This window comes from Frankia tisae (assembly GCF_025403405.1).
Lineage (GTDB): Bacteria > Actinomycetota > Actinomycetes > Frankiales > Frankiaceae > Frankia > Frankia tisai.
On sequence record NZ_JANEZT010000188.1, the window covers coordinates 1 to 12,950 of the forward strand.

9 protein-coding genes are annotated in these 12,950 nt (G+C 72.6%); 3 read left to right on the forward strand and 6 right to left on the reverse strand.

Annotated features, from left to right (window positions below):
* The first annotated feature begins 551 nt into the window (after positions 1-551).
* Entirely contained in the window at positions 552-3,098 is a 2,547-nt protein-coding gene (gene pepN, locus NBZ85_RS18190) for an aminopeptidase N (protein WP_261558067.1), read from the forward strand.
* Positions 3,099-3,182: 84 nt separating this feature from the next.
* On the opposite strand, the gene NBZ85_RS18195 is transcribed toward pepN, so the two are convergent.
* From NBZ85_RS18195 to NBZ85_RS18220, 6 genes are all read right to left on the reverse strand, one after another.
* Positions 3,183-3,614, reverse strand: coding sequence for a DUF5130 family protein (locus NBZ85_RS18195; RefSeq protein WP_261558061.1), 432 nt, complete (start codon positions 3,612-3,614; stop codon positions 3,183-3,185).
* Entirely contained in the window at positions 3,601-4,041 is a 441-nt protein-coding gene (locus tag NBZ85_RS18200) for a hypothetical protein (protein ID WP_261558062.1), read from the reverse strand. The genes NBZ85_RS18195 and NBZ85_RS18200 overlap by 14 nt, the downstream gene beginning before the upstream one ends.
* Positions 4,042-4,051: 10 nt before the next feature.
* Positions 4,052-6,385, reverse strand: coding sequence for a 4-alpha-glucanotransferase (gene malQ / locus NBZ85_RS18205; RefSeq protein ID WP_261562280.1), 2,334 nt, complete (start codon positions 6,383-6,385; stop codon positions 4,052-4,054).
* Positions 6,382-7,881: a HAMP domain-containing sensor histidine kinase gene (locus NBZ85_RS18210; RefSeq protein ID WP_261558068.1), complete on the reverse strand. Its 1,500-nt coding sequence runs from the start codon at positions 7,879-7,881 to the stop codon at positions 6,382-6,384. Before NBZ85_RS18210 ends, malQ begins: the two co-directional genes overlap by 4 nt.
* 245 nt (positions 7,882-8,126) lie before the next feature.
* Entirely contained in the window at positions 8,127-8,858 is a 732-nt protein-coding gene (locus NBZ85_RS18215) for a response regulator transcription factor (RefSeq protein WP_261558064.1), read from the reverse strand.
* A gap of 177 nt (positions 8,859-9,035) precedes the next feature.
* On the reverse strand, positions 9,036-10,286 hold the full coding sequence (locus NBZ85_RS18220) for a mechanosensitive ion channel family protein (protein WP_261558069.1): 1,251 nt from the start codon (positions 10,284-10,286) through the stop codon (positions 9,036-9,038).
* Between the two features lie 461 nt (positions 10,287-10,747).
* On the opposite strand from NBZ85_RS18220, the gene NBZ85_RS18225 reads away from it, so the two are divergent.
* Positions 10,748-11,263, forward strand: coding sequence for an HNH endonuclease (locus NBZ85_RS18225; RefSeq protein WP_261562281.1), 516 nt, complete (start codon positions 10,748-10,750; stop codon positions 11,261-11,263).
* A 56-nt stretch (positions 11,264-11,319) separates the two neighbouring features.
* A partial coding sequence (locus tag NBZ85_RS18230) for an SDR family oxidoreductase (protein ID WP_261562282.1) occupies positions 11,320-12,950 on the forward strand: 1,631 nt, incomplete at its 3' end.

Below are 12,950 nucleotides of genomic sequence, written 5' to 3' on the forward strand. Positions count from 1 at the left end.
ATCCCCTGCCGCTGGCCCGTGCCCACCCCCGTCACGATGGCCGCGGCCCCTGGAACCGCGTCACCACCCGCGCCGGTGTTGCCGTCAGCGTTTGAACCTTCGGCCTTGCCCGGATCGCCCTTGCCCGGATCGCCACCAGCATCCGAGCCGTCGCCGGTGGCCGTCCCGGATCCCGTCGAACGCCGACGAACGGGCACACGGCCCAGCCCGGCGACCCGCCTCACCCGCACCCCTTCCGTTCCGCCTGCGACGCCCGCACGGACACCGACGCCCGCACGGACACCTCGGACGGACGTCCACGCCCGGACGTTCCCGCCCGCGGGTGCGGGACATGTCGTCATCGTGCCCCACCGCCCCCGCGAACGGAGGGCCTACCCCGCGCGAATCGCCACAATCCGGAGCTTGGTTCGGTGAACGCGATCAGGTGTGGCCCGAGCGGACTACCTCCACCGGCAGCATCCGGTCCCGCCCGTGGCGTGGGAGACTGAAACCACGGCAACGATCGTGCGTCCGTGCCTGCCGAGAAGTCCGTGCCTGCCGAGAGGAACCGGGTGCCCAACAATCTCACCCGCGACGAGGCGCGCGAGCGCGCCCGCCTGCTCAACGTCGCGTCCTACGACGTCGAACTCGACCTGACGAGCGGCCCCGGGACCTTCCGTACGACGACCGCGGTCACGTTCACCTCCCGCGAGTCGGGGGCGTCGACGTTCATCGAGCTCGCCGCTGCCAAGGTCGACGAGGTCGTGCTCAACGGCAGGTCGCTGGACCCCGCCGCCGTGTTCGACGGCGAGCGCATCCGGCTCGACGACCTCGCCGAGTCCAACCGGCTCACCGTGGTGGGCGACGGCGTGTACTCGCGCACCGGCGAGGGGCTGCACCGCTTCGTCGACCCCGTCGACGAGGCCGTCTACCTCTACACCCAGTTCGAGACGTACGACGCGCACCGGATGTACGCCTGCTTCGACCAGCCCGATCTGAAGGCGACGTTCACGCTGACGGTGACGGTGCCGGCGGACTGGTCGGCCATCTCCAACAGCGCGGTCGCGGCGGTCGCGGAGGCGGCGATCGGCGTGCGCACCATCCGGTTCCTCACCACGCCGGTGATGTCGACGTACATCACCGCGCTCGTCGCCGGTCCCTACCACGAGGTCCGCGACCACCATGACGGCATCGACCTCGGGCTGTACTGCCGGCGATCGCTGGCCGAGTTCCTCGACCCGGCCGAGATCTTCGAGATCACCAAGGCCGGATTCGACTTCTACCATCGCGTGTTCGACTACCGGTACCCGTTCGGCAAGTACGACCAGCTGTTCGTGCCGGAATTCAACGCCGGCGCGATGGAGAACGCCGGCTGCGTGACGTTCCTGGAGGAGTACGTCTTCCGGGCCAAGGTCACCGAGGCCCGCCGCGAGCGCCGCGCCGAGACGATCCTGCACGAGATGGCGCACATGTGGTTCGGCGACCTCGTCACCATGCGCTGGTGGGACGACCTGTGGCTCAACGAGTCGTTCGCCACCTACATGTCGGTGCTGGCGCAGGTGAGTTCCACCCGGTTCACCAACGGCTGGACGACCTTCGCCAATGCGGAGAAGGGCTGGGCCTACCGTCAGGACCAGCTGTCCTCCACCCACCCGATCGTCGCCGACGCGCCCGACATGGACGCGGTGCGCACGAACTTCGACGGCATCACCTACGCCAAGGGCGCCTCCGTGCTCAAGCAGCTCGTCGCCTGGGTCGGGCAGGAGGAGTTCCTGGCCGGGCTGCGGACGTACTTCCGCCGCTACGAGTACGCGAACACCTCCCTGCGCGACCTGCTCGACGAGCTGGAGAACGCCAGCGGCCGGGAGCTGACGAGCTGGTCCGCCGAGTGGCTGGAGACAACGGGCGTCAACACGCTGCGCCCGCGCTTCTTCACCGACTCCTCCGGCCTGTTCACCTCGTTCGACGTGGTGCAGGAGCCGCCGAGCGCCCCGCCGACCGCGTCGAAGGCGCTGCGCCCGCACCGGCTCGCGATCGGCCTGTACGACCGCGACACCACCGGCGCGCTGGTCCGCCGCGAGCGCGTCGAGCTGGACGTGACCGGCGAGCTCACCGAGGTGCCGAAGCTCGTCGGCGCCCGCCAGCCGGACCTCATCCTGCTCAACGACGACGACCTCACCTATGCCAAGGTCCGCCTCGACGAGCGGTCGCTGGCCACCCTCGTCGAGTCGATCGGCGCGATCTCCCAGTCGTTGCCCCGAACACTGTGCTGGGCGGCGGCGTGGGACATGACCCGCGACGCGGAGCTCGCCGCCCGGGAGTACGTCCGGCTCGTGCTGTCCGGGGTGACCGCCGAGGACGACATCGGCGTGGTGCAGTCGCTGCTGGCCAAGGCCGACCTCACGATCGACGCCTACGGCGAGCCGGCGAACCGCTCCCCCGCGCTGCGGGCGCTGGCCGAGCGCGCCGAGCAGCTGGCCCGCTCCGCGCCGCCCGGCAGCGACGTCCAGCTCGTCTACACGACCACGTTCGCGCGGGCGGAGGACGCCGAGCAGGTGGCCCGGGTGCGGGCGCTGTTCGAGGGCACCGACGTCATCGAGGGTCTCGTCCTCGACACCGAGCTGCGCTGGACGTTGCTGACCCAGCTCGTCGCGCGTGGCGTCTACGGCGACGCGGAGATCGACGCCGAGCTCGCCCGGGACCGCACCGCCACCGGCGAGAAGCGCGCGGCCACCGCGCGGGCCGCCCGCCCGAGCGCCGAGGCCAAGGCCGCCGCGTGGTCCGCGGTGATGGACTCGGACGAGCTGTCCAACCACCTGGCCGTCGCGACGATGAGCGGCTTCTGGATCTCCGACCAGCTCGAGCTGACCCGGCCCTACGTCGACCGCTACTTCGACGAGATCGGCGGGATCTGGGAGAACCGCAGCTTCGACACGGCCTCGACCATCACCCAGATGCTCTTCCCGTCCTCCGTCATCGAGCCGGAGACGGTCGCGAAGGTCGACGCGTACGTCGCCGGCCGCAACCCGGCCCCGCCACTGCGCCGCGCCCTGCTCGAGGGCCGCGACGGTCTCGTCCGGGCGCTGGCCGCCCGCGCGAAGGACACCGCCGCGGCGTAGGACGCCCACTCGACGCCGCTGACCGGCACGCCCCGATCCGGGGGGTGCCGGTCAGTGAGGTCACGGTTGGCGGGACACGCCGGGTCAGTGGGCCGCGGGGCTGCCCACGGAGGTGGGGTCGGCCCCGGCGGCGCTGCCAGGAGCGGCGGAGCCGGCCGCCTCGCCGAGCTGGCGGATGCCGGTCGTGAGACCACCGACCAGGTCGCCGAGGGAGAAGCTGGAGGTCATCGTGAGCGCGGCGAGGCCGGACGCGGAGTCGCTGATCCGCTTACGGGCCGCGGGTGTGGTGGCGACCCGCACGAAGCACTGCCCCGGCGAGACGAGGATCAGCACGGCGGGATCCCGGGCCGGGTCCTCGACCAGGGTCGACAGGATCCGCTCCGCGGCGAGGCGCACGTCGCCGCGCACCGACCCGAGCCGGACGCCGAAGCGGACACCGCTGTGCTTCTGGGCGAGTTCCAACGCCCGGTTCAGCCGCTCGAGCTGCTCCGAGGTGAACGCCTCACCAGTTGCCACTGGCACCGCCCGCGCCGGGGACGGCCTTCTCGGCCCGCTCGCTCTCGATCTCCTCCGGCTTGGTACCGATCCAGACCTCGTCATGCTCCCAGGGCTGACCCGGCCGGTAGCGCGCCGGCCCGCTCTTGCGGCTGGACCAGGCGGCGAACAGGATCGCGATCAGGAACCCGCCGACGATGGTCCCACCGTAGATCCCCCAGGTCTGCAGGGCGGAGAGCGGATCGGGGTTGTACTTGGTCCCGATCTCCCCGGCGGAGGCGGCTACCGCGAAAACCGGCAGCGTGAAGAGCGTGAGGCCGCCGACGGTCAGCACCCGGCGCAGGGGGGTGCCGCGCCGCGACGCCGAACGGGCGCCCGACCCTCGCGACGAATGGATCATACCGGCGGAGGGCAGCCAGCGGGACCAGCGCGGTTGACGTGGAGTCACGCAGCGAAGGTTACCGGGAAGTGGGTCGAGGGTCCTCTTTCAGGGGTGCCGACGGTCCCCTCCCAGGGGTGAGAAAAGCCCCACCGGCAACGGATGCGCCACGCACCTCGGCGAGCAACGCGCCGAGGCGTGCCACCGCGGGGTCGGTGCGCAGGCGTTCCACCGTGACCTCCCCACCGTCGGCGTCGCGCACCGGCAGGCGCCAGTTGGGATAGGCGTCGACCGTGCCCGGCAGGTTGGGCTGGTGCAGGTCACCAAGGGCGTCGCCAGGGGCGGCCAGCACGATGCGGCACGGTGAGCGCACCAGCAGCCGGTGCAGCGCGAAGACGAGTTCGGTGCGGGCCTGCGGCGTGAACTGCGCGCCGTCCGCGGTCATGCCGGCCGGCCCGGTCAGCAGGCCCTCGGCTCGCAGCAGGTCGAGCAGCGCGTCCCGCTCGGCGCGCCAGCCGGCGGTCTCCGCCTGCTCGGACCGCCCGAGCAGGCCCAGACCGGCGCGTAGGCGCACATGCTCGCCTTCGAGGTAGCCCGCCGCGGTGGGCAGATCGTGCGTGGTGACGCTGGCCATCGTCGCCGCCCGGTACCGCGCCGGCGGCAGCGGGCGGCCGGAGTCGTCCTGCTCGAACCACAGCACCGTCGACCCGAGCACTCCCGTGCGCGCCAGCGCCGTCGCCACGGACGGCTCGACGGTGCCCAGATCCTCGCCGACGACGACGGCGCCGGTCCGCGCGGCCTCCAGTGCGATCAGCCCCAGCATCGCCTCGGCGTCGTAGCGGACGTAGGTCCCGTTCGCCGCCCCGGCACCCCGCGGGATCCACCACAGCCGGAACAGGCCGAGGATGTGGTCGACCCGCAGCCCGCCGCCACGGCGCAGCACGGCGGCCACCATCTGCCGGAACGGCGCGTACCCGGCGTCGGCCAGCGCCTGTGGCCGCCACGGCGGCAGTCCCCAGTCCTGGCCCTGCTGGTTGAACGTGTCGGGTGGGGCCCCCACCGTGGCGTCGACGGCGAGAACGTCCTGCAACGCCCAGGCGTCCGCCCCACCCGGATCGACCCCGACGGCGAGATCGTGCACGATCCCCGCGGCCATCCCGGCGCCGCGGGCGGCGGCCTGCGCCGCGGCGAGCTGAGCGTCGCAGCGCCGCTGCAGCCAGGTGTGGAAGGCGATGCGGTCGGCCAGCTCGACGCGGGCGGCGGCCACGGCGGGTGTGCCGGGATGTGCAAGCTCCGCGGGCCACACCCGCCAGTCCGGCCCGTGCCGCTCGGCCAGCGCGCACCAGGTCGCGAAGTCGTCGAGTCCCTGGATGGCCGCGTCCGTGTCACCGTCGGATCCGCTGCGGTCGTCGAGGCCGCTGCGGTCGCCCGCCGCCCGGAACAGCAGCTCCAGCGCGGCGGACTTCGCCCGCCACACGGCGTCGCGGTCGAGGAGGCCGTCCGGCCGGCCGTCCCGGCGGGCCTCGCGGGCGAGCTCGTCGACGGCGGCCCGGGTTCGCTCGTCGGCCCGCGCGTACTCGGGTGTCGCCTCGGGCCGCAGGTAGAGCGGCGCGGCGAAGCGGCGGCTGACCGGCGAGTAGGGCGACGCGGCGACCGGCAGGGTCGGGGCGGCGGCGTGCAGCGGGTTGACGAGCAGCACGTCCGCACCCGCCCGGCCGGACCAGTCCACGAGATCCACGAGATCGGCATAGTCGCCCATGCCCCATGAGGACGCCGACCGCAGGGCATAAAGCTGGATCATCCAACCCCAGGCCCGCGCCGGCTCGGCGAGCTCCGCGGGGCCGGGCACCGCGTCCGGCACGGCGACGAGTGCGCAGCGCAGCCGCCGCGACCCCGCCTCAACATGCAGCACATGATCACCCAGCGGCAGCCCGGCGGGCAGGGTGAGCGGCCGGGCCTCCCACGGCTCGCCGTCGAGGCTGCGGCGTTCGACGGGGTCGCCCGGCGGGTCGAGGGGGATCCGCCGGCCGCTGTCGAGTTCCAGTTCGGCCCGGGCCGCCGCGCCGGCGGGCAGGTGGACGACGATCGGACGCGGCGCGGCGGCCGACACCACGGCGCAGGCCGGCAGCCGGCGCCGCCAGGGTGCCTCCCGGGCCGCGGTGAGGGCTGCCGTCGGGTCGCTCGGATCGATCCCCAGCAGGCGCAGGACCGCCCGCACGGTCCGCGGCGCGACCCGTACGAGTCCCCCTTCGGCGTCGCGGTACGCGGTCGCGACCCCGGACACCTCGGCGAGGTCGGCGAGGTCGGCGAGGTCCCGGTCGGCGGCCGGATCGCTGGCGGCCGGATCGCTGGGGGCCGCCGCACTGGCGGAGTGCTCGAGCGGCCGGGACCGGGCGGGATCGTCTGGGCTCACACCCCAGGATTCTCGCCGCGAGGCCCGGCCGGCGACGCACCATCCGCCGGCGCGGGGGCCGGCGAGCCTGTGGTAGGAGCTCCGTCGGCCGGCCGCCGCCACGCCAGATCGGTGTCCGGGCCCGCGACGCCGCCCGCCAGCATCAGCGCGTCCCGGGGGTCCGAGGGGTCGGGGGTCGCCAGCGGCAGCCGCATCCGTAGCAGGGCCCCGCCGCTCGGCGAGCCCTCCGCGATCACGGTGCCGCCGTGGTTCTGCACCGCGTCGGCGACGATCGCGAGGCCGAGCCCGGATCCCGGCAGCCCACGCGCCGAGGTGGCCCGGTAGAACCGATCGAAGACCTGGGACCTCTCCTGCAGGGCGATGCCCGGCCCGTCGTCGGCGACGGTCACCTCGCCGTCGCGGGTGCGCACCCGCACGACCGAGGCCGGCGGGGAGAATTTCACCGCGTTGTCGAGCAGGTTCGTGACGGCTCGTTCGAGCATGTTCGCCCGGCCGTCCACCGGGGAGCTCACAGCGTCGACCTCGATCTGGATGCCCTTGCCGGTGGCGCGGCGGCGCACGCGTTCCGCGGCGGCGACGACGATCTCGGCCAGGTCCAGTCGCTCCACCTCCTCGGTGGGCACCTCGTCCCGGGCAAGCTCCACGAGCTCGCTGACCAGCCCGGACAGCTCGCGCATCTGGGCGTCGACGTCGCGCAGCAGAGCCGCGCGGTCGGCCGCGGGCAGCGCTCGGTGCGGGTTTGCCTCGGCCCGCAGCAGCAGCTCGATGTTGGTCCGCAGGCTGGTCAGCGGGGTGCGCAGCTCGTGGCTGGCATCGTCGACAAGCTGGCGCTGGCGGGCCCGGGAGGCCTCCAGCGCGCGCAGCATGCTGTTGAGGCTCTCCGCGAGCCGGGTGATCTCGTCGGAGCCGGTCACCGGGATCAGCGCCGAGAGGTCCTGGGTGCGGGCGACCTCCTCGGCGGCCGCCGCGGCGGCGTCGACGGGTTTCAGGGCGGCCCTGGCCACGATCCGGCCGGCCAGCGCCGAGCCGACGACCCCGACGACGCCGACGACGAGCAGCACCAGCCCGAGATCGCGCAGAGTGCGGTCGACGTCCGACGTGGGCCGGGCGAGCTGGAGCGCCCCGCCGGACGCCGGGCGTTGCAGCGGGACGGTGACCAGCCGGTAGGACTGGCCGTTGACGGTGACCGTGCGCAGGTTCTGGGCCCGTTGCCGGCGGGCGACCTCGGCGTCGGCGGGGTCGACCGGTATCCGCACGCTGTTCCAGGATGAGACGGCGTTCTCCAGCGGGTTGCCGGAGGCGTCGAGGAACTGGCCCTCCAGGCCGAAGCTGAACGCCTGCAGGCCGAGTCCCAGGCCCAGCGAGTTGGTCTGGATGGTGTCCGCGGACGCCTCTGCCTGCTCGATGAGCTGATCGTCGATGGCATGGTTGAGCACGATGCTGGTGGCGCCGAGGGAGACCCCGGCGACCACCGCGACCGCGGCGGCCACCGCCATGCCGACCAGCAGCGCGAGCCGCGCCCGCAGGGTGAGCCGGCTCAACGGGGAGGAGAACCTGAGCCGAGATTGTTGTCTCGGCCCGACCCGGCGGGCGAACCCCTCGCGTCGGGCGGCGCCGCTCGGCGGCTCGGACTCACCGCCACCGGAGGGTGCGGGGTAGGCCAGCACCGGCCGTCCCCAGGATCGCGGCGCCGCCCCCGGCGGCCCCGCCTGGCTGCCCGGCGGTCTCCCACCGGCTCGCGTCACCCGCGGTCCCCCACCTGTTCACGCAGCACATAGCCGACGCCACGCACCGTATGCAGCAGCCGGGGCTCGCCGCCCGCTTCCAGCTTGCGTCGCAGGTAGCTCACGAAGACCTCCAGCGAGTTGGAGGTGGGGCCGAAGTCGTAGCCCCAGACCCGTTCCATGATCATGGAGCGGGACAGCACCTGCCGCGGATGGCTGAGGAACAGCTCCAGCAGTTCGAACTCGGTCTTGGTCAGGGTCAGCTCACGCTCGCCCCGGGTCACCTGGCGGCTGCCCTGGTCCAGGTCGACGCCGCCGTAACGAAGCACCGAGTCGGGCATGGCACCCGGCCCGCCGGCGCCGCCCGGCCCGCCGGCCCGGGCGGCGAGCGCCGCCCGCCGGGTCAGCGCCCGCAGCCGGGCGAACAGCTCCTCCAGGGCGAACGGCTTGACCAGGTAGTCGTCGGCGCCGACGTCGAGGCCGCTGACCCGATCGGCGAGGCCGTCGCGGGCGGTCAGCATGAGCACCGGGACGTCGTCGCCGCGGGCCCGCAGCTGGCGGCAGGTCTCCAGCCCGTCGATGCGGGGCATCATCACGTCGAGGACCACGATGTCCGGCTGGTCGCGGCCCACCGCGTCGAGGGCGTCCGCACCGTCGACCGCCGTCGTCACCTCGTATCCCTCGAATCGGAGCGAGCGCTCCAGGGACTCCCGGACAGCCGCGTCGTCGTCCACCACCAGTACCCGCACGGTTCCAGTCTGCCTGTGCCGGGTGGACAGGTGGAACGCCACCGGGCCGTCTCAGGAACACCTACCGCGATCTTCAGGCCAACTTCAGCCAAACCGTCGGCCCGGATCCCCGGCGGTGGCTGGGAATCCGGGCCGGGTGCCGCCCCACCGGCAGGCGACGAGGACGCGCCGACGGGCTCAGCCGAAGCGCGACGGGCTCGGCGGGTCCAGCCGCGGCCGCGGCATGTCCTCAGTGATCGAGTTGCTTTGACCACCGCCCGGCAGCGCCGGCGCGTCGATCCCCGCGTCCTCCTCCGCCTCCTCGTCGCTGTGCTCGGAGTCCTCGTCGTCGTCGACCATGGTCACCTCGCTGCGCTGCACGGAGCCGAGGGCGATCCCGGCGTCACCGAGCGCGGTGCGCACCCGCTCCCGCAGTTCGCGGGCCACCTCCCACTGTTTCAGCGGCTGGGTCTTGATGGCGACGCGCAGGGTGTAGCCGTCGGCCGTCATGGTCTCCATGCCCCACACCTCCGGCTCGGCGAGGATGAGGCTGCTCCAGGTGGGGTCCGCCCACAGCGTGTCGGCGGTGCGGGCGAGCACCCTCTTGGCCTCGGCGACCTCGGTGTCGTAGTCGAGCGGGACGTCGAGCACGGTCCGCGCCCACTGCTGACTTTTGTTACCGATACGAGTGATTTCACCATTACGGACGTACCAGACGGTTCCCTCGACATCGCGCAATCTCGTCATCCGCAGGCTCACCGCCTCGACGGTGCCCGAGACGGGGCCGACGTCGATGACGTCACCCACGCCGTACTGGTCTTCGAGCAGCATGAACATCCCAGACAGAAAGTCACGGACGAGGTTCTGCGCACCGAAACCGACGGCGATTCCCAGCACTCCGGCGCTGGCGACGATCGGCGCAAGATTGATGCCCAGCTCGCCCAGGACGCTCAGGAATGCCAACCCGAAGACGAAGATGGAGGTCACGCTGCGCAGCAGCGAACCGACTGTGGCGGCCCGCTGCCGGCGCCTTTCCATCAGTACCGTCGGGTCCCCGAACGCGCCCAGCAGCGTCCCGGCGCGGGAGCCGCGGAAGAACCCGCCACTACCGCCGGAACCGGCCCGTTCCGTGGTCCGCCCGATGAACCGGTGCAGCAGCGCCCGCACCACGAGGGCGATCAGCAGGATGAGGATGATCCTGATCGGGGTGCCCAGGAACACCTCGGCGCCAGAGGCAAGGTAGTTACTGTGCGTAGCGTTATAGACGGTACGACACAGCAACCCGGGGCTGGTGCCGCAGGCGTCGCGCAGGGCATTGGCGACCCCCTCGAACGAGACCAGCGGATCCGTGGTCGCCGACGGACTCGGTGAGGGCAGCGGGGTGGTCGCCACGGCAGCGGACAGCGTGCCCGACTGTTCGGTGGGTGACGGCGAGGCTGACAGCAGCATCCCCAGCCCGGGGATGAGCGGTTGAGCCAGCAGGGATGAGGCGGGCGTCACGACGTCGGCCGTCCTTCCAGTCGGTTCCGTCGGTCATGGTGGTCGTGACACCGCCGAGCCGGCCGATCCACGGCCTGACGCGCCCACGACCCTGGGGGCGACGATCGGAGGTCAGTCTCGCCCATGAGAGCGGCCCATCGGTGCCCGCCCCGGATCGAGCCGACGGGCGGCCACGCGCCGCAATGATGCTCCCGCCGACGACTGGTCGACGGTGAGTAGTCGGAACCTCACCAAATGGTGGGCAGAGAGTGACAAAGGCCACCAGATATGTGCAGCGCCACGGTACGAATGCCGATGACCATGCAAACAGGCTCGCGTTCTGCCGCCGAAGACGGTTGACTGTCCATTGTCACCGGAGACGCTGGGCAGAACGGCCCGCAAAGGGCCCTCGGTGGGCAGGAGGTCGGCGCGTGGCAGAGGCGCTGGTTCTCAATGCCACGTACGAGCCTCTGTGCGTGGTATCGCAAAGGCGCGCGCTGGTCCTGGTCCTGACCGACAAGGCCGTGATGGTCGAATCGGCGGGCCAGGTTCTTCGGTCCTCGACGACGTCCGTCGATGTCCCGATCGTGGTCCGGTTAGCGCGTTTCGTCCGGGTTCCATACCGCTCACAGGTCCCGCTGACCCGCAAGGGCGTGCTGGCACGCGATCATCACCGGTGCGTGTACTGCAATGCGCCGGCAACATCGCTGGACCATGTCGTTCCGCGCTCCCGCGGGGGCCCGCACGTGTGGGAGAACGTCGTGGCGGCCTGCGGTCGCTGCAACCATGTCAAAGCCGACCGCGCCGTGGCTGATCTTGGCTGGCGGCTCCGTACGGCTCCCCGAGCGCCGAGCGGAGCCGCCTGGCGCATTCTGGGGTCCCGGCGGATGGACCCGCGCTGGTCGGCCTACCTGAGCACGGATGTCCCCGAGGCCGCCTCGGCCTGAGGCACCCACCCACCCGGTCCCGGGTACGCCGCGTCGCTGCTGGGCAGGTAGCCCGTGTGCGCATCCTCGTCACCGGAGCGACCGGCTACATCGGCGGGCGGCTGGCCCCCCGTCTCCTCGACCAGGGCCATGATGTCCGGGCGATGACCCGCGACCTGGCCCGGTTACGCGACGTCCCCTGGGCGGACCGGGCGCAGGTGGTCGAGGCCGACGCCCGCGACCCGGCCTCGCTGCCCGCGGCGATGGCCGGCGTCGACGTCGCCTACTACCTCGTCCACTCCATCGACTCGGGCGGGGACTTCGCCGCGGTGGATCGGGAGGCGGCGAGCGCCTTCGCCACCGCCGCCCACTCCGCCGGGGTGCGGCGCATCGTCTACCTCGGCGGGCTGAGCCCGGCGGACGACGACGGCGGCCTGTCCGCCCACCTGAGCTCCCGCCAGGAGGTCGCGAGGATCCTGCTGGACTCCGGGGTCCCCACCGTCGTGCTGCGGGCGGCGATCATCATCGGCAGCGGCAGCGCGTCGTTCGAGATGCTGCGTTACCTCACCGAACGACTGCCGGTGATGCTGACTCCCCGCTGGGTACGCACCCGCATCCAGCCGATCGCGGTCCGGGACGTGCTGTACTACCTGATCGGCGCGCTCAGGGTGCCCGCGGAGGTCAACCAGTCGTTCGACGTCGGCGGCCCGGACATCCTGACCTACGCGGAGATGATGCAGCGCTTCGCGGCGGTGGAGGGACTGCGCCGGCGCGCCATCATCCCGGTGCCGGTGTTGTCCCCGGGGCTGTCCTCGCTGTGGGTCGGCGTCGTCACCCCGGTGCCCAAGACCATCGCGAAGCCGCTGGTCCGGTCGCTGCGCAGCGAGGTCGTCGTCCGCGACGCGCGCGCGATCCGCCGGTGGATCCCCGACCCGCCGGACGGGCTGATGCCCTTCGACACCGCGGCCTCCTACGCCCTCGCCCGCGTCCGCGAACGCGGCGTCGAGACCCGCTGGTCGACGGCAGTCTGGCCGACCCGCTCGTCCGTTCGATCGAGGCGGCAGGCCGCACCGGCGGAACGTGGCGGCGTCACCTGCGCTTCCCGGCCGCCAAACGAGCCGACCCCCGCGGACCCGCAGTGGACCGGCGGGGCGCTCTACGTCGACGAGCGCAGCATGCCGGTGGCCGCCCCACCGGGCCGCCTCTGGCAGGTCATCGAGGGCATCGGCGGAGAGAACGGCTGGTACTCGTGGCCGCTGGCCTGGTCGGCCCGGGGTTGGCTGGACACCGTGCTGGGTGGCGTCGGCCTGCGCCGTGGCCGGCGGGATCCGCAGCGGGTTCACGTCGGCGAGGCGCTGGACTTCTGGCGCGTCGAGGAGATCGAGCCCGGCCGGCTACTGCGGTTGCGGGCGGAGATGAAGATGCCCGGTGACGGTTGGCTGGAGCTGCGTGCCGCCGTCGACGACAACGGCGCAACCGTCTACCGGCAACGGGCGATCTTCCTGCCTCGCGGGCTGCCCGGCCAGCTCTACTGGTGGGCGGTCAGCCCGTTCCACGCGGCCGTGTTCGGCGGCATGCTGCGCAACATCGTGCGCACCGCCGAGACAACCCCTGGCGTCCTCCACGGCGGCCGTCCGCCGCTGAGGCGTCCGGACGGCGACAAGCACCCGCACGGCAGCCCGGACGCGGGTGCGGTCAGGTCCAGCCG

Coding starts and splice junctions, on each gene's coding strand:
- NBZ85_RS18210 (WP_261558068.1), bottom strand. CDS start 7,881: ATGGCGGTGGCCGCCGCGGTCGCGGTGGTCGCCGGGGTCTCCCTCGGC.
- NBZ85_RS18220 (WP_261558069.1), bottom strand. CDS start 10,286: ATGCTGCTGTCAGCCTCGCCGTCACCCACCGAACAGTCGGGCACGCTG.